The 19,518-nt window shown below is 72.9% G+C and carries 19 protein-coding genes; 14 read left to right on the forward strand and 5 right to left on the reverse strand.

The window, feature by feature from the left end; all coding sequences use genetic code 11:
* The first annotated feature begins 354 nt into the window (after window positions 1-354).
* From ACZ45T_RS06365 to ACZ45T_RS06405, 9 genes are all read left to right on the forward strand, one after another.
* Window positions 355-2,367: a tetratricopeptide repeat protein gene (locus tag ACZ45T_RS06365; protein WP_468438708.1), complete on the forward strand. Its 2,013-nt coding sequence runs from the start codon at window positions 355-357 to the stop codon at window positions 2,365-2,367.
* 152 nt (window positions 2,368-2,519) lie between these two features.
* The gene (gene ald, locus ACZ45T_RS06370) at window positions 2,520-3,635 is read left to right on the forward strand and encodes an alanine dehydrogenase (RefSeq protein ID WP_385394579.1); all 1,116 of its coding nucleotides are present in this window, start codon (window positions 2,520-2,522) and stop codon (window positions 3,633-3,635) included.
* 368 nt (window positions 3,636-4,003) lie between these two features.
* The gene (locus ACZ45T_RS06375) at window positions 4,004-5,122 is read left to right on the forward strand and encodes a ParA family protein (RefSeq protein WP_468438071.1); all 1,119 of its coding nucleotides are present in this window, start codon (window positions 4,004-4,006) and stop codon (window positions 5,120-5,122) included.
* Window positions 5,107-5,646, forward strand: coding sequence for a hypothetical protein (locus ACZ45T_RS06380; protein WP_468438073.1), 540 nt, complete (start codon window positions 5,107-5,109; stop codon window positions 5,644-5,646). The genes ACZ45T_RS06375 and ACZ45T_RS06380 overlap by 16 nt, the downstream gene beginning before the upstream one ends.
* A gap of 511 nt (window positions 5,647-6,157) precedes the next feature.
* On the forward strand, window positions 6,158-7,282 hold the full coding sequence (locus ACZ45T_RS06385; protein WP_468438075.1) for a segregation and condensation protein A: 1,125 nt from the start codon (window positions 6,158-6,160) through the stop codon (window positions 7,280-7,282).
* Window positions 7,279-7,932, forward strand: coding sequence for an SMC-Scp complex subunit ScpB (scpB, locus tag ACZ45T_RS06390; protein ID WP_468438077.1), 654 nt, complete (start codon window positions 7,279-7,281; stop codon window positions 7,930-7,932). The genes ACZ45T_RS06385 and scpB overlap by 4 nt, the downstream gene beginning before the upstream one ends.
* The gene (locus ACZ45T_RS06395; protein ID WP_468438079.1) at window positions 7,932-9,296 is read left to right on the forward strand and encodes a pseudouridine synthase; all 1,365 of its coding nucleotides are present in this window, start codon (window positions 7,932-7,934) and stop codon (window positions 9,294-9,296) included. Before scpB ends, ACZ45T_RS06395 begins: the two co-directional genes overlap by 1 nt.
* A 125-nt stretch (window positions 9,297-9,421) precedes the next feature.
* On the forward strand, window positions 9,422-10,153 hold the full coding sequence (locus ACZ45T_RS06400; RefSeq protein WP_468438081.1) for an NUDIX hydrolase: 732 nt from the start codon (window positions 9,422-9,424) through the stop codon (window positions 10,151-10,153).
* Window positions 10,150-11,160: an ADP-ribosylglycohydrolase family protein gene (locus tag ACZ45T_RS06405; RefSeq protein ID WP_468438083.1), complete on the forward strand. Its 1,011-nt coding sequence runs from the start codon at window positions 10,150-10,152 to the stop codon at window positions 11,158-11,160. The genes ACZ45T_RS06400 and ACZ45T_RS06405 overlap by 4 nt, the downstream gene beginning before the upstream one ends.
* A 56-nt stretch (window positions 11,161-11,216) precedes the next feature.
* Here ACZ45T_RS06405 and ACZ45T_RS06410 read toward each other — a convergent pair whose 3' ends face one another.
* The 3 genes from ACZ45T_RS06410 to ACZ45T_RS06420 all read right to left on the reverse strand — a co-directional run bounded on the left by ACZ45T_RS06410 (window position 11,217) and on the right by ACZ45T_RS06420 (window position 12,865).
* Window positions 11,217-11,915 (reverse strand): nucleotidyltransferase domain-containing protein, encoded by a 699-nt coding sequence (locus ACZ45T_RS06410; RefSeq protein ID WP_468438085.1) that lies wholly within the window; start codon window positions 11,913-11,915, stop codon window positions 11,217-11,219.
* Window positions 11,916-11,943: 28 nt separating this feature from the next.
* Window positions 11,944-12,438, reverse strand: a complete 495-nt coding sequence (locus ACZ45T_RS06415) for a Rieske (2Fe-2S) protein (protein WP_468438087.1) — start codon at window positions 12,436-12,438, stop codon at window positions 11,944-11,946.
* Between the two features lie 82 nt (window positions 12,439-12,520).
* Complete coding sequence (locus ACZ45T_RS06420; protein ID WP_468438089.1) at window positions 12,521-12,865, reverse strand: DUF952 domain-containing protein; 345 nt, start codon at window positions 12,863-12,865, stop codon at window positions 12,521-12,523.
* 137 nt (window positions 12,866-13,002) lie between these two features.
* Here ACZ45T_RS06420 and ACZ45T_RS06425 point away from each other — a divergent pair, with 137 nt between their 5' ends.
* The 5 genes from ACZ45T_RS06425 (at window position 13,003) to der (ending at window position 17,793) form a co-directional block, all read left to right on the forward strand.
* A complete protein-coding gene (locus ACZ45T_RS06425) occupies window positions 13,003-13,458 on the forward strand; it encodes a YidB family protein (protein WP_468438091.1) in 456 nt (151 codons plus the stop codon).
* A gap of 147 nt (window positions 13,459-13,605) precedes the next feature.
* A complete protein-coding gene (locus ACZ45T_RS06430; RefSeq protein ID WP_468438093.1) occupies window positions 13,606-14,694 on the forward strand; it encodes a prephenate dehydrogenase in 1,089 nt (362 codons plus the stop codon).
* 208 nt (window positions 14,695-14,902) lie between these two features.
* A complete protein-coding gene (gene cmk / locus ACZ45T_RS06435) occupies window positions 14,903-15,610 on the forward strand; it encodes a (d)CMP kinase (RefSeq protein ID WP_468438095.1) in 708 nt (235 codons plus the stop codon).
* Window positions 15,565-16,254, forward strand: a complete 690-nt coding sequence (locus tag ACZ45T_RS06440) for a lysophospholipid acyltransferase family protein (protein ID WP_468438097.1) — start codon at window positions 15,565-15,567, stop codon at window positions 16,252-16,254. Before cmk ends, ACZ45T_RS06440 begins: the two co-directional genes overlap by 46 nt.
* Before the next feature lie 75 nt (window positions 16,255-16,329).
* Entirely contained in the window at window positions 16,330-17,793 is a 1,464-nt protein-coding gene (gene der, locus ACZ45T_RS06445) for a ribosome biogenesis GTPase Der (protein WP_468438099.1), read from the forward strand.
* Window positions 17,794-17,818: 25 nt separating this feature from the next.
* Here the strand turns inward: der and ACZ45T_RS06450 are convergent, their stop codons facing one another.
* Both ACZ45T_RS06450 and ACZ45T_RS06455 read right to left on the reverse strand, forming a co-directional pair.
* A complete protein-coding gene (locus ACZ45T_RS06450) occupies window positions 17,819-18,259 on the reverse strand; it encodes a hypothetical protein (RefSeq protein ID WP_468438101.1) in 441 nt (146 codons plus the stop codon).
* 196 nt (window positions 18,260-18,455) lie between these two features.
* Window positions 18,456-19,268 (reverse strand): hypothetical protein, encoded by an 813-nt coding sequence (locus ACZ45T_RS06455; RefSeq protein ID WP_468438103.1) that lies wholly within the window; start codon window positions 19,266-19,268, stop codon window positions 18,456-18,458.
* Between the last annotated feature and the right edge of the window lie 250 nt (window positions 19,269-19,518).

Raw genomic sequence — 19,518 nt, forward strand, 5'->3', positions numbered from 1 at the left:
CCCGGACCCCCGCGCCTCAAACGCCGGCGGGGCTGGATTTGTGCGGCGGGGCTGAAATATAGCCTCGCCGGCGTTTGAGGCGTGGGGGTACCCCCGGACGGAGTCTGGGGGAGGGTCTGGGGCGGAGCCCCAGGGAACGGTGGAAGGGCGGGTAGGGGACGGCTCCGCGCAGCGGCCAGACCCGAGGCACGGCTCAGGGCCCCGCCCGGTGGAACGACGGACGGAGTCCGGCGCAGCGGCGCGAAGCCGCTGAGGCCCGCCAGGGCCGCAGCGTGCGAGCGTCGCGTGAAAAAGAGGACCATCCGCTGATCCGATCAGGCGATATGCCCGCCGCGCTCCACCCTGGCCGTCGCTCTGCGTGAACTACGCTCGCAATCCGAAGGCAGGGAGAGGAGCGGATCCGTGACGGATTTCGTCGGGCGGCGGCGTGAGCTCAAGGAGCTGCGCGAGGACATCGCGCGGACCGGGCTCGACACCCTCTCCGGCCGGAAGGCCAAAGCGCCCCGGGCCCGGGTGCTGCTCGTCGCCGGGCGGCCCGGCTCCGGGCGGACTGCTCTTGCCGAGGCGTTCGTGAGCGAGATCGCCGCGCAGTATCCCGACGGCGTGCTCCGGACCCGGCTCACCGCTCCCGGCGGGGAGACCGTCGCCACCGAGCGGGCCGTCCGCGGCCTGCTGGAGGCGCTGGGGCGGCCCACCCCGCCCGGCGCCGGCGAGGACGAGCTGAGCTCGGCCCTGCGCACCGCGCTCGACGGGCGGCGGGTGATCATCCTGGTCGACGACGCCGCCGATCCGCACCAGGTCGACGCCCTGCTGCCGGACACCCCCGAGTGCCTCGTCGTGGTCACCGCCGAGGGGCCGCTCACGGGGATCCCCGATGTGCGGCCCTGCACCCTCGGCGGGCTGGACACGCCCTCCGCCGTGGAGCTGCTCGCGCAGCGCATCGGGGACACCCGCGTCACCGCCGACCCCCGCGCCGCGGAGACCCTCGCCGAGGAGCTCGGGGGCCAGCCCGCCGCGCTCGGGCTCGTCGGCGGGTGGCTCGCCGCCCATCCCAAGGCCTCCGTCTCCGATCTGGCCAAGCAGCTGCACGACATGCCGGCCAGTACCGGCGGCCCGCTCGCCCGGGGCTTCCGGCTCGTCTACGAGTCCCTGCCGCAGCCCGCCCAGCGGACCTTGCGCCTGCTGCCGCTCGCCCCCGCCGGCATCATCGACTCGCACACCGCCTCCGCCCTAGCCGGCTGCTCCGTCGCCGCCGCCCAGGCCACGCTGGACGACTTCGCCGGGCTGGGGCTCGTACGTCAGGCCGCCGACGGGCTGTTCCTGCTGCCGGGCTGCCTCGCGCCGCTCCTCCAGGCCCTGCTGGAGACCAGGGAGCGTCCCGCCGAGGTCCAGCTGGCCCGGGCCCGGATGCTGGAGCGCACCGTACGGCTGCTGCACTCGTGCCGTGCCGTGGCCGCACCGGACGAGCAGGGCGCGCGGGAGATGCTGGACGGGCTGCCGCGCGCCCTGCGGTTCCCCGACCGGCGGGCCGCCGCCACCTGGCTGGACACCCGGCTGCCCGCGCTCGGCGCGGCCGCCTCCCTGGCCGTGGCCGACGGCGAGCTGGACACCCTGGCCCGCCGGCTGGTCGCGGCGCTCGTGCGGGCCCTCGCCGAGCACCGGGGCACGGCCGGGGCCGCCCCCGAGCTGTACGGGCTGCACCGCCTGGTCCTGGACGTGGCCGAGCGCCGGGACCTGCACCGGGAGCAGGCCGCCGCGCTGCTGAACCTGGCCGATCTGGACGCCGAGACCGGCCGGACCCAGGAGGCCCTGGAGCGCTACCGGGCCGCGCTGGACGCCGGAAGGGCCGCGAATGACCCGTACGCGACAGGCCGCGCGATGGAATCCGTAGGGGGTGCCTACCAGGAGCTGGAGGACTGGCACCGGGCCTCCGACTGGTTCGGGCGGGCCCTGTCCCAGGCCCTCGCTCGGGGGGAGCGCGCGGACGAGGCGCGGCTGTACGGGCGGCTCGGGAACGTCCACACGTACGCGGGCCGGTACGGGGACGCGCTGCGCAGCTGGCGGGCGGCCGCCGCGGGCTACCGGAAGCTGGCCGATGTCCCGGGTCAGGCAAAGGCGTTGAGCGAGATGGCGCGGGTCCAGGAGTACGCGGGCCGGCCCGAGGAATCCCTGCACACCTGCCGCGAGGCGGTGGAGCTGGCGCGCCGGGCCGGGGACCAGCGGCTTCAGGCCGCGCTGCAGGTCCGGCTGGCCGACACGCTGGACCGGCTGGGGGATCCGGCGGCCGCCAGGCTGCACCGGTCAGCGGCCGACAGATTGCTGGGGGAGGACCCCGCAGCCTGCGAAATCCGTAGTGGATCCGACTGAGATTATTTGTTTGCAAGGCTAGACACGAGTTCATCCTTCATTAAACTGGCTTCACCACGTCATCCCGTGGTGCATCCCGTTGCGCGTTCTTGTGGGCGGGTATGTATGGAAGTGCCCCGTAATTTCCCCTGAGCCAAGGACCGTGATCGACGATGAAGGTCGGCATCCCCCGCGAGGTCAAGAACAACGAGTTCCGCGTGGCCATCACCCCCGCCGGTGTCCACGAGCTCGTCCGCAACGGCCACCAGGTCTTCATCGAGCAGAACGCCGGTGTGGGTTCCTCGATCACGGACGCCGAGTACGTTTCGGCCGGCGCCGAGATCCTCGGCACCGCCGACGAGGTCTGGGCCACCGCCGACCTGCTGCTGAAGGTCAAGGAGCCCATCGCGGAGGAGTACCACCGCCTCCGCAAGGACCAGACCCTCTTCACCTACCTGCACCTGGCGGCCTCCCGCGAGTGCACGGACGCCCTGCTGGAGTCCGGCACCACCGCCATCGCGTACGAGACGGTCGAGCTCGCCAACCGCGCGCTTCCGCTGCTCGCCCCGATGTCCGAGGTCGCGGGCCGCCTGGCCCCGCAGGTCGGCGCCTACCACCTGATGCGCTCGGTCGGCGGCCGCGGCGTGCTCCCCGGCGGCGTCCCCGGCACCCACGCCGGCGAGTGCGTCGTCATCGGTGGCGGCGTCTCCGGCTGGAACGCCGTGCAGATCGCCGTCGGCATGGGCTTCCACGTGACCCTGCTGGACCGCGACATCAACAAGCTCCGCGAGGCCGACAAGATCTTCGGCACGAAGATCAAGACGATCGTCTCCAACGCCTACGAGCTGGAGAAGGCCGTCATCGAGGCCGACCTCGTCATCGGCGCGGTGCTGATCCCGGGTGCGAAGGCCCCGAAGCTGGTCACCAACGAGCTCGTCGCCAAGATGAAGCCCGGAAGTGTCCTTGTCGACATTGCGATCGACCAGGGCGGCTGCTTCGAGGACTCCCGTCCGACCACCCACGCCGAGCCGACCTTCCAGGTCCACAACTCGGTCTTCTACTGCGTCGCCAACATGCCGGGCGCGGTGCCGAACACCTCCACCTACGCGCTGACGAACGCCACGCTGCCCTACATCGTGCAGCTCGCGAACCTCGGCTGGGTCGAGGCGCTGCGTCGTGACCCCGCGCTCGCGCTGGGCCTCAACACCCATGACGGCCAGGTCGTTTACGGTCCCGTCGCCGAGGCCCACGGCCTGGAGACCCTTGAGCTGAGCACGCTGCTCGGCTGAACCGTCAACGACTGACGTCAATCTCACGTATCCGGCCGGACCTTGCCCGCAAGGTCCGGCCGGACGTGTTTGCGGGGTGCCCCGAGAGGCCGCTCAACTCGCCTCGAACGTAACCCTTTAACCCTTTCGCACACCCGCGAAACTTCGCAGCGACAGCTCGCACGCCCTTGACAGAGTGGTGTTCGGTTGCCGACACATCGTGCCGGGTCCGGCGGATTGTGTTGCCGCTGAGTGGTGACACGCCATAGAGTCGCCAACCGTCGGCATGGTGCCACGCTGACCTATCGATAAGTGTCCTGGTCACGTCCGAGGAGGTAAGACGACTTGTGAATGAGTCGACATTTGCTCCTGGGGGTGGTCGAGCGGGGATGCCCGCGCGGGGCGAAGGCCCTGCCGGGCTCGAGGCTGTCGGCTCCGTCGCAGTACGCACCTTCGCAAACCACCAGCACATGACGACGCCCCAAAAGAGCATGGACGGCCTAGACGTGAACTCCAGGGCCGGCGACCTGAGCGGCGAAAAGCCCACTGGTTTCGCCGACTACGACAATGTGCCCGAGGGGCACTTCTACGACCCCGACGCGGAGTACGAACCGGACCCCGAGTACGCGGCCACTCTCGCCCCCGACGCTGCACGCCAGCGTCGTGAGCGGATCGGCCCGACCGGACGCCCGCTCCCGTACTTCCCCATCCCGGGTCCGCTGACCGACCACGGTCCGGCGAAGATCATCGCGATGTGCAACCAGAAGGGCGGCGTGGGCAAGACCACGTCGACCATCAACCTGGGTGCCGCGCTCGCCGAGTACGGGCGCCGCGTGCTGCTCGTCGACTTCGACCCGCAGGGCGCACTGTCCGTGGGTCTCGGCGTGAACCCGATGGAACTCGACCTGACGGTCTACAACCTGCTCATGGAGCGGGGCATGTCGGCCGACGAGGTGCTGCTCAAGACGGCGGTCCCCAACATGGACCTGCTGCCGAGCAACATCGACCTGTCCGCTGCCGAAGTGCAGTTGGTCAGCGAGGTCGCGCGCGAGTCCACGCTGCAGCGGGCCCTCAAGCCCCTGATGGCCGACTACGACTACATCGTGATCGACTGTCAGCCCTCGCTCGGTCTGCTGACCGTGAACGCCCTGACGGCGGCTCACAAGGTCATCGTCCCGCTGGAGTGCGAGTTCTTCGCACTGCGCGGCGTGGCACTGCTGACCGAGACCATCGAGAAGGTGCAGGAGCGGCTCAACCCCGAGCTGGAGCTCGACGGCATCCTCGCCACGATGTACGACTCCCGTACGGTGCACAGCCGTGAGGTGCTGGCGCGCGTCGTCGAGGCCTTCGACGACCACGTCTACCACACGGTCATCGGCCGCACGGTGCGCTTCCCGGAGACCACGGTCGCCGGTGAGCCGATCACGACGTACGCCTCCAACTCCGTCGGCGCCGCCGCGTATCGCCAGCTTGCCAGGGAGGTGCTCGCCCGGTGTCACGCCGAGTGAGTCTGCCCGGAGCCGACGAACTGTTCCGTACGACCGGGGGGATGGCACTCCAGTCGTCCTCGCCGCGGCGCGGGGCCGAGGAGTCGCCCGCCGTGGAACACTCGGCCGCTTCGGCCGAGGGCGCGGGGCAGGAGGGCCGCAGCCGGGAGGCTGAGGCCGGTACGGAGTCCGGCGGGCCCGTGGTGGGGCAGCCGCGGCGACCGCAGGAAGGTTCTGTCAGCCCCGCCGGCTCGTCCGGCGGGGCGGGCCCCGGCCCGACGGGCGCGACCCGTCGGGGCAAGGGCCAGGGCCGGGGCGCGAACCGGCGGCCCAGCGGCCGCGAACGGCACGACGAGAAGATCACGGTCTACGTCTCCGCCGAGGAGCTCATGGACCTGGAACACGCGCGGCTGGTGCTGCGCGGTGAGCACGGGCTGGCGGTCGATCGCGGACGCATCGTCCGCGAGGCGGTGGCGGTCGTCCTCGCCGATCTCGAATCCCGGGGCGACGCCAGCATCCTCGTACGGCGCCTGCGCGGCCGCTGACCGCCCTGCGGGCCGCTCCCCGGAGCCCTGCGGCTCCCGCCCCGCGGGCCGGGGCCCGGCCGACGCCGTGACCGGCTGGCCGCTCCGCCCCGCAGCGCACCGCGCGTGGGTCCGGGCCCTGGCTGCGCCGGGGCCCTCCCGCGGTAGCCGGGCGAGACCACAGCTCGTACCCGGCCGTACTCGCGGTCCGACCACGCGGCGAGGTGCCGTGCCGGGCCGCGCGCGGTGTGGTGCCGGGTGCGGCGCCGTTGCCGGGGGCGCTGCCCCCGGACCCCCGCGCCTCAAACGCCGGCGGGGCTGAAGGAGCGGGGCGCTGCCCCCGGGCCCCCGCGCCTCAAACGCCGGCGGGGCTGAAAGGGGCGGGGCTGGAAGAGCGGGGCTTTGCCCCGGACCCCGCGCCGCGTTGCCGTCGGTCCCCGATCCGGGCTGATCGACACGACACCCCCTAGGCTGCTCGTGGCTGCCCCGCCACTTCCGCGCCCCGCCGCCCCTCCGCACCACCTGGACCGCGATGCCCTACCCCGCCGAACCCGGCCGCCCTTCCCGCCGCCTGCTGGGCCGCGGTCCCGGCACGCCGGGAGAGGGCCGGGCGGGCCCTGAGGCGCCCGCCCGGCGCCCCGCGCCGACCGAGGGCGGGGCGGAGCCCCAGCGGGCCCCTGAGCCCGGGGACGGGGTCCCGGGCCCGGACCGAGCCGGCGCCGAGGCGTCAGTGGCTCCTGTGGCTCCTGTGGGGCCCGACACGCGGCCGGGGCCCGAGGCCGGCCCACGGGCCGTCGGCGGGCCCGTTCCGGGGCGGGAAGAGCCCTCCGGGTCGCGCGGGGGATCGGGCGGGGGGCCGGGCGACGGGCGGTTCACCCTGCGGCTGGACAACTTCGAGGGGCCCTTCGACCTGCTGCTCCAGCTGATCTCCCGGCACAAGCTCGACGTCACCGAGGTCTCGCTGTCCAAGGTCACCGACGAGTTCATGGCGCACATCCGGGCCATGGGGCCCGACTGGGACCTCGACCAGACCACCGAGTTCCTCGTCGTCGCCGCCACCCTGCTCGACCTGAAGGCCGCCCGGCTGCTGCCGGTCGCCGAGGTCGAGGACGAGGCGGACCTCGCCCTGCTGGAGGCCCGGGACCTGCTCTTCGCGCGCCTGCTCCAGTACCGGGCGTACAAACAGATCGCCGAGATCTTCGAGCGGCGGGCGGAGGCCGAGGCCAGGCGCTACCCCCGCACGGTGGGGCTGGAGCCGCACCACGCCGACCTCCTGCCCGAGGTCGTCATCAGCATCGGACCGGAGGGGTTCGCCCGGCTCGCCGTCAAGGCCATGCAGCCCAAGGCCAAGCCCCAGGTGTACGTGGACCACATCCACGCACCGCTCGTCAGCGTGCGCGAGCAGGCCGGGCTGGTGGTGCGGATGCTGAAGGCGCGCGGTGAGGCCACCTTCCAGGAGCTCACCGAGGACGCCGCGGACACCCTCACCGTCGTCGCGCGCTTCCTGGCCCTCCTGGAGCTCTACCGGGAGAAGGCGGTCGTCCTCGACCAGGAGGAGGCCCTGAACACCCTCACCGTGCGCTGGAGCGGCGGGGACGGCGACGGCATGCCGACCGTGACCGACGAGTTCGACCAGATCGTGGAGGCGAAGGATTGAGCAGCGAGACGAGCGCCGGAGCGGGCGCCGGCGCGGTGGCCGCGCTGGAGCTGAAGCCGGCCCTGGAAGCCGTACTCATGGTCGTGGACGAGCCCGCGACCGAGGCGCACCTCGCCAAGGTGCTGGAGCGCACCCCCCGCGAGGTCGCGGACGCGCTGCGGGAGCTCGCCGACGAGTACACGGCCGCGCGCCGGGGATTCGAGCTGCGGCTGGTCGCCGGCGGGTGGCGGTTCTACAGCCGGGCGCAGTACGCACCGGCCGTCGAGGGCTTCGTACTGGACGGCCAGCAGGCCCGGCTCACCCAGGCGGCTCTGGAGACCCTGGCGGTCGTCGCGTACCGCCAGCCGGTGAGCCGATCACGGGTCTCGGCGGTCCGCGGAGTCAACTGCGACGGGGTCATGCGGACCCTCCTCCAGCGCGGTCTGGTGGAGGAGGCGGGGACGGAACCCGAAACAGGTGCGATCCTGTACAGGACGACGAACTACTTTCTGGAGCGGATGGGCCTACGCGGCCTGGACGAGCTCCCGGAGCTCGCGCCCTTCCTCCCCGAGGCGGACGCGATCGAAGCCGAGACGCAAGAAGGTGTGCCGTCGTTCGATCCGGACGCACCGGACACTGATGAAGACGACGACAAGACGACGGACATTTGATGCGAAGCAACGGCAACGGCGGCGGCAACAGGAACAGCGGCGGCGGCGGTGGTGGCGGACGCGGCGGTAACCCCCGCGGCGGCTCCTCCTCCGGCGGCGGCAACTACCGCGGTGGCGGCTCCTCCGGCGGTGGCAGCTCCCGCGGTGGCTCCTCCTCCGGCGGTGGCTCCTCCCGCGGCGGCTCCACCGGAGGCGGCGGCTACCGCGGCGGCTCCACGGGAGGCGGCGGCTACCGCGGCGGCAGCTCCGGCGGCTACCAGGGCGGCAGCTCCGGCGGCGGCTACCAGGGCGGCGGCTCGGACGCGCGCGACCGCGACCAGGCTCCGCCGCCGCGGATCCGCAACCCCCGCCCCGAGGAGCGTCGCTACGACGTGGGCCCCGAGGGCGAGCGCAGTGGACGCCAGGGCCCCAAGGCCGGCGGCGGCGGTGCCCGTGGCGCGTCCGCGCGCGGTGGCGCCAAGGGCGGCCCGAAGACCTCCAAGACCCCCGGCATCGGCGGGGCCGGCGGCCCGCGCCGCGGTCCCGGCAGCCGCAGCGGCCAGTCCCGTCCGCGTGAGCTGGACGCGCGGATCGAGGAGCGCGTGCGCGACCGGTACGCCGACAAGCCCGTGATCAAGACCCCGAAGACCTTCCCGGGTGCCGAGGAGGAGGGCGAGCGACTGCAGAAGGTGCTCGCCCGCGCCGGCATGGGTTCGCGCCGCGCCTGCGAGGAGCTCATCGAGCAGGCCCGCGTCGAGGTCAACGGCGAGATCGTGCTGGAGCAGGGCAAGCGCGTCCAGCCGAAGGACGAGATCAAGGTGGACGGCCTGACCGTCGCCACCCAGTCGTACCTGTTCTTCGCGCTGAACAAGCCCGCCGGTGTCGTCTCCACCATGGAGGACCCGGACGGCCGCCAGTGCCTGGGCGACTACGTCACCAACCGTGAGACGCGTCTCTTCCACGTCGGCCGGCTCGACACCGAGACCGAGGGCATCATCCTCCTCACCAACCACGGTGAGCTGGCCCACCGCCTCACGCACCCGAAGTACGGCGTGAAGAAGACCTACGTCGCCGCCATCACCGGCCCGCTGCCGCGTGAGATCGGCAAGCGGCTCAAGGACGGCATCGAGCTGGAGGACGGGTACGCCCGCGCCGACCACTTCCGTGTCGTCGACCAGGTCGGCAAGAACTACCTGGTCGAGGTCACCCTCCACGAGGGCCGCAAGCACATCGTCCGCCGCATGATGGCGGAGGCCGGCTTCCCGGTCGAGAAGCTCGTACGGACCTCCTTCGGGCCGATCGAGCTGGGCGACCAGAAGTCCGGCTGGCTGCGCCGCCTGACCAACACCGAGGTCGGCATGCTGATGCGCGAGGTCGGTCTGTAGTCCGGTCCGTCACAAGACAGATCCCCGGAAAGCCCGCAGTGCCCGATGGCGCTGCGGGCTTTTCCGTTGCCAGGAGCCCCCGGCGCGGTTTATAGTCAACCTGACTATTAAAGGGGGTGGTCACCATGAACCCGACCGCGTACGACCGGTCGCAGTTCGAGCCGTTCGCCGTGACCGTCGACCTGGCCGTGTTCACCGTGCGGGGCGGCTCCCTGCACGTCCTGCTGATCAGGCGCGGGCAGCAGCCGTACGAGGGGTCCTGGGCGCTGCCCGGCGGGTTCGTCCTGCCCCGGGAGTCCGCCGAGACGGCCGCCCGCCGCGAACTGGCCGAGGAGACCGGGCTGGCGGAGCCGGTCGTGGCGGCGCTCCACCTGGAGCAGCTGCGCACGTACAGCGAGCCGGACCGGGACCCGCGGATGCGGGTGGTCTCGGTGGCCTTCACGGCGCTCGTGCCGGACCTGCCCGAGCCGGCGGCGGAGGGCGGCGGGGACGCGGCGCACGCCCGCTGGGTGCCGGTGGAGGAGGTCGCGGAGCCGGCCTTCGACCACGCGGCGATCCTGGCCGACGCGAGGCGGCGGATCGGCTCGAAGCTCGAGTACAGCTGCCTGGCCACCGCCTTCTGCCCGCCCGAGTTCACCCTCGGGGAGCTCCAGGCCGTCTACGAGACCGTCTGGGGCACCGCCCTCGACCGTCCCAACTTCCGCCGCAAGGTCCTGGCGACGCCCGGCTTCGTCGAGGCCGTACCGGGCGCCGTCCGGCTGACCGGAGGCCGCGGCAAACCGGCCGCCCTCTACCGGGCCGGCCCGGCGACCACCCTCCATCCCCCGCTGCTCCGACCGGAAGGACCCACCCGATGACGAAGCGAGCCGCGACCGGCGCCCTGATCGGCCTGGCCCTGGGCGACGCCCTCGGCTTCCCGACCGAGTTCAGCAACGTGCCGTCGATCCTGGCCAAGACGGGCCCGTGGCGCGAGATGGCGCTGCCGAGCCCGGCCATCGTCACGGACGACACCCAGATGACCCTCGCCCTGGCGCGCGGCATGCGGACGGCGGCCGAGCGGGGCCCGGTGAGCCCGCTCCGCCTGGCCCGACCGGTCCGGGAGGAGTTCGTCGACTGGTACCACTCGCCGGAGAACAACCGCGCCCCGGGCAACACCTGCCTGACGGCCTGCCGGCTGCTGGACCACCCGGAGCGGGACTGGCGCGACGCCAGCCAGACCGGCTCCAAGGGCTGCGGGGCGAACATGCGGGTGGTCCCGGTGGGGCTGGTCCCGGGCTGGACGCAGGAGGAGCGGGCCGGCGCGGCCCAGCTCCAGTCGGCCCTCACCCACGGCCACCCGACGGCGCTCGCGGCATCCGACCTGACGGCGCGGGCGGTGTACCTGCTGGCCGCCGGTACGGAGGTGACGGGCCTGGTCGGGCTGCTGCGCTCGTACGCCCTGGAGAACCGCACCCGCTACCACGAGCGCTGGCTCGGGGACCTCTGGCAGCGGACCCCCTCCGACGCCTCGCCGGAGTCCTTCATCGCACGGGGCTGGGACGAGTGCCTGGCGGTCCTGGACCGCCTGGCCACCGCCCTGCGGACCCCGTCCCCGGAGACGGACCCCTGCCTGACCACGGGTGACGGCTGGATCGCGGAGGAGGCCCTCGCCACCGCGCTGCACTGCTTCCTCCTCTTCCCCCAGGAGCCCCTCCTCGCCCTGCGCCGCGCGGCCTGCACGCAGGGCGACTCGGACTCGATCGCCTGCCTGGCCGGCGCCTTCGCCGGAGCCCACCTCGGCGCGGACGTCTGGCCGCGCGACTGGGAGGGCCGCATCGAGTACCGCGACGAACTCCTGGCCTTCGGCGCCCTCTGGGACGCCTGAGGTACGAGGGCCACGCGAGCCGCCGGCGCTAGGGGGGCTTGCTGGGGCTGCTGGGGCTACGCGAGCGGCACGAGCTGCGCGGCTGACGCGCGGCGGGTGCGGACGAGGAAGTCCTGGACGCGGGGGAGGTCCGGGTCCGGGGGGAGGGGGGTGGTGGCGAGGGCGGTCTCGGTCTCCTCCTGGAGGCGGGCCATCCAGGCGTCGACCTCCTCCCAGCCGAGCTCGCCACGTCGGACGGCGAGGAGCCGGTCGCGGTACGGGCCCGCGTCGATGGTCAGGCGGCCCGTGCGCAGGAGGTCGCGGCAGGACAGCAGCAGGCGCAGCAGGTGCATGGCGTGCTTCCAGCGCGGTTCGCCGTGGATGCGGACGTCCGCGAGGAGTTTGCCGCGCTGGGAGGCCGCGTACCGGTTGAAGCTGGTGTGGGCCCGGCGGGAGAGGAAGGCCCCGCGCAGGGAGAGCAGTTCCTCGCCGACCGGGGTGACGCGTTCCACCAGGGGGGAGTGCAGGCACTCCAGGACGTTCGGGTTGGCGCGCAGGGCGAGTTCGCAGAAGCGCTCCAGCTCCCAGGAGAACTCCTCGTCCCGGGGGCCCTCCACGTGCGTGGGGGGCTTCTCGAACCGCCAGAACAGCGGCGTCGGGGCGAGGTAGACACCGCGCCGGTCGGTGTCGCTCGCCTCCGTCGCCAGCCCGAACGCCCGGGAGCCCATCACGCACTGGTAGACCGTGTGTTCCCGTACCAGCGTCAGATCGTCCATGCGCGGAGCGTAGGCGCCTGACCTGCTGCTACGCGAGCGAGATAGTGCCGTCCGGCGCGACCGTGATCTTCTTCTCCGCCAGCGGGCGGGTGGCCGGCCCCTTGGCCACGGCGCCGTCCGCGACCTCGAACTTGCTGCCGTGGCAGGGGCAGTCGATGGTGCCGTTCTCCACCTTGTTCACGATGCAGCCCTGGTGGGTGCACACCGCCGTGAAGCAGCGGAAGGACCCGGCCGTGGGCTGGGTGACCACGAGCTTCTCGTCCTTGAGGATCTTGCCGCCGCCCACGGGCACGTCCGCCGACTTGGCGAGGGCCTTCCCGGCCGCCGCGCCGGTGTCCGTGGAGGCGGAGCCCGAGGCGGAGGTGGGGGCGGGGGCGGGGGCGGACAAGGTGGCCGCGGCGCTCGACTGGCTTCCGGAGCTCTTCTCTCCGTCGCTGCCGCACGCGGCGAGGGTGCCGCCGGCCAGGGCTGCCGCGCCGGCCGCCAGTACCGTGCGCCGGGCGGTCTGCGTGGGGTCGCTCATGGGTGTCTCCTCGGTTCGTGGCCGTTGGGCGATCAGCATCCTGGCCTGCGGCGGCCCTCCGGGAGAAGCCCGCCGCGCCGTTTCAGTGGCCACCCGGCTGCCAAGGGGCCAGCGCGGCCGGGCTGCCGGGTGTGCGTACGACCTCCCACACGTGGATCACGGCGTCCCGGTTCAACGGGCCGTGGACATGCGGGTAACGGCCGCCCGATTCACCCTCACGGCGGACCTCCGCGGTCAGGGCGTCCTCGTCGAGCTCCACCGCGAGCAGGGTCCCCGGCACCTCGCGGTAATGCGCGTCGGCGATTTCGAGCGCCGTCGGGCGGTCCGCCGAACAGTGCACGAAACCCTCGGAGTCGAGCGACGGCGGGGCGTACGGGAGGTCGCGCGCGGCGGTCCAGTCGGCGAGCGGGACGATGTGGAAGATCATGCCGATCGTTCTACCGCAGTGGCCGCGGGCGTATGCGCCAGGTGGCGGCGCCATCCGGTTCGGGTGACATTGTCCGTGTCTCGAAGCCGGGTACGGCGCTGTCCGTGCGGCCCGGTCCCACTTCGAAAGGCAGGACCATGGCGGGTAACGACCTCGGCTCTCTTCTCGGCGGCCTCCTCGGGGGCGGCGGCGGCCAGGGTGGTGGCGGTCAGGGCGGTGGCGGCGGCAACATCCTCGGCTCGCTGCTCGGCGCGCTCATGGGCGGCGGCGCCGGCGGCGGTGCGCAGGGGGCCGGAGGAGGCGCGAACAACCCCCTCGGTGGTCTGCTGGCCATGCTGACCAAGTCCGGCCTCGCCGACCAGGCGCAGTCCTGGATCGGCACCGGCGACAACCAGCCCGTCAGCGCCGACCAGATCAAGGAGGCGCTGCCGGCCGACACCCTCCAGAAGGTCGCCGACCAGGCCGGCGTCAGCCCGGAGACGGCCGCCGACCAGATCGCGCAGGTGCTGCCGCAAGCGGTCGACAAGCTGACGCCGACGGGGGAGGTGCCCTCGGGTTCGCTGGAGGACATCATCAAGGCGCAGAAGCTCTGACGAGCCGTCGACAGCAGGCAACACCAGTGCCGTGAGGGCCCGGCGCCCGTCCCAACGAACGGACGGCCGGGCCCTCGTGCTGTCCGCGCTGGCTACCCTGGCCAGGCAAGTCCCGCCGTCGTGCCGTACGCAACCCTGGAGCGCCCCGTGAGAACCGCCGTCGTCATCGGAACCGGACTGATCGGCACTTCCGCGGCGCTCGCCCTGACCGCCCGCGGGATCACCGTGTACCTCGCCGACCACGACCCGGCCCAGGCCCGGACGGCGGCCGCCCTCGGCGCCGGCACCGACGAGGCGCCGCAGAGCCAGGTCGACCTCGCCATCGTCGCCGTACCGCCGGCCCATGTGGCGGCCACGCTGGCCGACCTGATCGGGCGCGGGGTGGCGCGGGCGTACGTGGACGTGGCCAGCGTCAAGGGCGGACCGCGGCGGGAACTGGCGGCGCTCGACGTGGACGTCACCGCGTACATCGGGACGCACCCCATGGCCGGCAAGGAACAGTCGGGGCCGCTCGCCGCGACGGCGGACCTCTTCGAGGGCCGCCCGTGGGTGCTGACCCCCACCCGGGACACGGACCACGAGGTGTTGAACCTCGCGCTGGAGCTGGTGGCGCTGTGCCGCGCCGTGCCCGTGGTGATGGACGCGGACGCGCACGACCGGGCGGTGGCGCTGGTCTCGCACACCCCGCAGCTGGTCTCCAGCATGGTCGCGGCCCGGCTGGAGGAGGCCGACGAGACGGCGGTCCGGCTGTGCGGGCAGGGCATCCGGGACGTGACTCGGATCGCGGCCTCCGACCCGCGGATGTGGGTGGAGATCCTGTCGGCGAACCCGGGGCCGGTGGCAGACGTCCTCGCCGGGATCGCCGCCGACCTGGAGGAGACCGTGGAGGCGCTGCGGGGCCTCGAGTCGGCCGACGTGGAGAAGCGGCGGGGCGGGGCGGCGGGCATCGAGGACGTGCTGCGGCGGGGGAACGCGGGGCGCGTGCGGGTGCCGGGCAAGCACGGCGCGGCGCCGACGGTCTACGAGACGGTGGCCGTGCTCATCTCCGACCAGCCGGGGGAGCTGGCGCGGATCTTCGCCGATGCGGGGCGGGCGGGGGTCAACATCGAGGACGTGCGGATCGAGCACGCGACGGGGCAGCAGGCGGGTCTGGTGCAGCTGATGGTCGAGCCGCGGGCGGTGGCCGGCCTGACGGCCGAGCTGCGGGACCGGGGCTGGGCGCTGCGGCAGCAGTAGGCCCGCGGGCCGGCTGCCAGGGCGGGTGCGGCGCCGTTGCCGGGGCTCCGCCCCGGACCCCACGCCTCAAACGCCGGCGGGGCTGGGATGTGCCGGGCCGAGCTGGATTTGCCGCCCGGGATCGGGGGGTGCCGGAGGCCGGTAACCTTGGGGAGGGGCGCTTTGCCGCGCCCGGACACGTACGCGCAACCAGGAAGGTGCCCGCACCGTGGAAACCGCAGCTCCGTCCGCCGTGATCGTCGCCATCGACGGTCCCTCCGGCACGGGCAAGTCCAGCACCTCCAAGGCCGTGGCCGCCAAGCTCGGGCTGCGCTACCTGGACACCGGTGCCCAGTACCGGGCCATCACCTGGTGGATGATCACCAACGGCGTGGACACCGAGGACCCGCAGGCCATCGCGGTCGCCGCGGGCAAGCCCGCCATCGTGTCCGGCACCGATCCGTCCGCTCCCACCATCACCGTGGACGGCCTGGACGCCTCCGGTCCCATCCGGACCAAGGAGGTCACCTCCAAGGTCAGCGCCGTCAGCGCCGTCCCCGAGGTGCGCACCCTCATCACCGAGCTCCAGCGCTCCATCGCCGCCGAGGCGGCCCAGGAGGCCGACGGGATCGTCGTCGAGGGCCGGGACATCGGCACCACCGTCCTGCCCGACGCCGACCTCAAGATCTTCCTGACGGCCTCCCCCGAGGCGCGCGCCGCCCGGCGCAGCGGAGAGCTCCGGGGCAAGGAGGCCGCGGACCTCGCGGCCACCAAGGAGGCGCTGATCAAGCGCGACGCGGCGGACTCCGGCCGCAAGACCTCCCCGCTGGCCAAGGCCGACGACGCCGTCGCGGTGGACACCACCGAGCTCACGCTCGACCAGGTCATCGAGTGCGTGGTCACGCTCGTCGAAGAGAAGCGGGCGGGCCGCAAGTGAGCGAAGCGCCCTCCCTCAAGGGTGCGGCGGTCGGCAGGCGCATCGGCATAGGCCTCATGTACGGCCTGTGGAAGCCGCGCGTCCTGGGCGCCTGGAAGGTGCCCGCCTCGGGCCCCGTGATCCTCGCCGTGAACCACTCGCACAACATCGACGGCCCGATGGTGATGGGCACCGCGCCCCGCCCGCTGCACTTCCTGATCAAGAAGGAAGCGTACGTGGGCCCGCTCGGCCCCTTCCTCGACGGGATCGGGCAGGTCAAGGTCGACCGCGGCGGCGCCGACCGCACGGCGATAGGCCGCGCCCTCGCCGTGCTCGACAATGGAGGGGCCCTGGGAATCTTTCCCGAGGGCACCCGCGGCGAGGGAGACTTCGCCTCGCTGCGCGCGGGCCTCGCGTACTTCGCGGTCCGCAGCGGCGCGCCCATCGTTCCGGTGGCCGTGCTGGGCAGCGGCGACACCCGCGGGCGGCTCGTCAAGGGGCTGCCGGCCTTCAAGAGCCGGGTCGACGTCGTCTTCGGCTCGGCCTTCGACGCGGGCGACGGCACCGGCCGCCGCACCCGCACCGCCCTGGACGGGGCGACCGTACGCATCCAGGACCGGCTGACCGCCCACCTGGCCGACGCCAAGCGCCTCACCGGGCGCTGAGCGAGACTTGACCTAGTAGTGGAACCGCGCTGCGCGGGTGCCACCGATCACCACGAACGACGAGGAACGGACTTCATGAACGACCAGTACGACCACGGAGCACTTGGCGACGCCGAGTACGCGGAGTTCATGGAGCTCGCCGCGGAAGAGGGCTTCGACATCGAGGAAGTCGAAGGCGCCATCGAGGAGGCGGGCCACGGCCCGCTGCCCGTCCTCGCCGTCGTCGGCCGCCCGAATGTCGGCAAGTCGACCCTGGTGAACCGGATCATCGGCCGCCGTGAGGCGGTCGTCGAGGACAAGCCCGGCGTCACCCGCGACCGCGTCACGTACGAGGCCGAGTGGGCCGGCCGCCGGTTCAAGGTCGTCGACACCGGCGGCTGGGAGCAGGACGTCCTCGGCATCGACGCCTCCGTCGCCGCCCAGGCCGAGTACGCCATCGAGGCCGCCGACGCGGTCGTCTTCGTCGTCGACGCCAAGGTCGGCGCCACCGACACCGACGAGGCCGTCGTACGCCTGCTGCGCAGGGCCGGCAAGCCCGTCGTCCTGTGCGCCAACAAGGTCGACGGCCAGAGCGGCGAGTCCGACGCGGCCTCCCTGTGGTCCCTGGGCCTCGGCATGCCGCACCCCGTCTCCTCGCTGCACGGCCGCGGTACCGGCGACATGCTCGACGCCGTCCTGGACGCCCTGCCCGAGGCCCCCGAGCAGACCTTCGGCGCCGCCGCCCCCGGTGGCCCGCGCCGCATCGCGCTGATCGGCCGCCCGAACGTCGGCAAGTCCTCGCTGCTCAACAAGGTGGCGAAGGAGGACCGCGTCGTCGTCAACGAGCTGGCCGGCACCACCCGCGACCCGGTCGACGAGCTGATCGAGCTCGGTGGCATCACCTGGAAGTTCGTCGACACCGCCGGCATCCGCAAGAAGGTCCACCTTCAGCAGGGCGCCGACTACTACGCCTCCCTGCGCACGGCCGCGGCCGTCGAGAAGGCGGAGGTCGCGGTCATCCTGATCGACACCACCGAGACGATCAGCGTCCAGGACCAGCGCATCATCACCATGGCCGTCGAGGCGGGCCGGGCCATCGTGATCGCGTACAACAAGTGGGACGAGCTCGACGAGGAGCGCCGCTACTACCTCGAGCGCGAGATCGAGACCGAGATGCAGCAGGTCGCCTGGGCGCCCCGGGTGAACGTCTCGGCGCTCACCGGCCGCCACATGGAGAAGCTGGTCCCGGCGATCGAGACCGCCCTCGCGGGCTGGGAGACGCGCGTCCCGACCGGTCGGCTGAACGCCTTCCTCGGTGAGGTCGTCGCCGCCCACCCGCACCCGATCCGTGGCGGCAAGCAGCCCCGCATCCTGTTCGGTACCCAGGCGGGCAGCAAGCCGCCGCGGTTCGTCCTCTTCGCCTCCGGCTTCCTGGAGCACGGCTACCGGCGCTTCATCGAGCGCCGCCTGCGCGAGGAGTTCGGCTTCGAGGGCACCCCGATCCACATCTCGGTGCGGGTGCGCGAGAAGCGCGGCGCCCAGTACAAGAAGAAGAAGTAACCGGGATTCGCCGGAGGCGCCGGGGTCAGTAGCCCCGGCGCGGAGCGGGCGGCAGGGCCGCCGGGATGTGTGTCGTCCCGGTCTGGTGCTGCCGCCCGTCGGCGTATCCGCGGCCGCTGCTGCCCGCGTACGAGTACACCGGCTGCGGCTGTGACGCCGGCTGCGGGGTGTACGAGGGCTGCCAGCCGTCGGCCCGCTGCCACGCGGAACCGCTCCATCCGCTGTCGTACGAGCTGCCCACGCCGTACGCGCCCCCGTACGAGAAGGCCGTGAACCCGAGGTCCTCCTCGCCCGTACGGTCGCCAGGCAGCGCCCGGAAGGCGCGCAGGTACTCCGAGTACAGCGTGTCGTAGATCGGGGTGTGCGAGACGGCGGCGGCCGGGGAGCTGTCCCGGTCCCGTGCGGGGCGCATCGCGGGAACGGTGCTCGGATAGGACGGGGCGCGGGAGGAGTCGTATGAATGCACGTATCAGCCAACGAACCCGGCGCCCTGCGGATGCGGGGTGACGGGGCTGGAAACACAGATCGCCGGGGGTGTGCGGGACGGACCGCACACCCCCGGCGCACGCCGCCCGGCCCCCTCGGCGGGAGGCTGACGGCCGTTCGATACCGGTCGGCCTGATGTCGTCTCCGGCAAGCCCTGCCGGACACGGCACTGGAGATCAGGCGCCGGGCGTACCCGCCAGGGGCATCGCGGCGGCCACGAGCTTGCCGGCGGCGGCGGCCTTGTCCAGCGCGTCGCGCAGCAGGTCCTCGCGGGGCTGCTGGCCGATGGAGCCGACCGGGGCGGCGTAGATGAGCACGCGCTGGGTCTTGTTGACGGCGGCCCGCCAGCCGTCGGTGACCGACAGCGCCTGGTGCGCCTGCCACCAGGCGACCTGGCCGCCGCCCTCGGTGCCCGGCTGCAGTACGGCGTGCAGCTGGCCCGCGGCGAGCAGGACCGACCAGCCGCCCAGGAGGGTGGGGAGCTCGGTCGTGTCCATGACCGGCCGGAAGCCCTGCTCGATGAGGAGCGGGAGGAAGTCGTCGCCGGGGCCGTCGCTGCCGGGGCGGGCGATCGGGGCGGTCGGCTCGACGACGAGGGCGGGGTGCAGCTCGCCGCCGATCAGGATCAGGCCGCTGGTGATGCCGAGGACGGCCTGGCCGCCGGGCACGTTCTGCGGGGCGTTGCCGCCGGTGGACGCGTCGCCGGCCGGGCTGTCGCCGGTGATGCTGCGGACGGCGCCCTGGAGCTGCTCCTCGGAGACGGAGACGACCTGAGAGGGGATGCAGGTGGCGTGGGCGAAGGCGAGGACGGCGGTCTCCTCGCCGACGAACAGCACCGTGCTGGTGCGGTCGTTCTCCGGGTCGCCCGGGGTGCGGCAGGAGGTGCAGTCGTAACTGCGCGGCGCGTCCTCGCCGACGAGCAGCCTGTCGGCTTCTTCGTCACCGATCTCGGCACGTACCTCATCACTGACGTCGAGCATGCGCGGCACGGGGTGGCTCCTCGGCATAGGTGCGGGGCCGGGGGGCTCCCGGCTCGCCGGGCACAACGTGGGAGCGGCGGCCGGGGTCACGCCATTGGAGGGAACGGATTCGAACCGGGCCCCCGGAAGAATGAACCGTCCGACCGGAGCTTCCTTTTCGTACCAACTCTTTTCTGGTTGTGCGCAGTTGATGGCCGGGTGTGGCCGTTTGGGACAGGGATGACGGGTCGGCCGACCGGGTGGGGTGCGGTGACCTGCA

Source organism: Streptomyces sp. NPDC030995 (assembly GCF_055571215.1).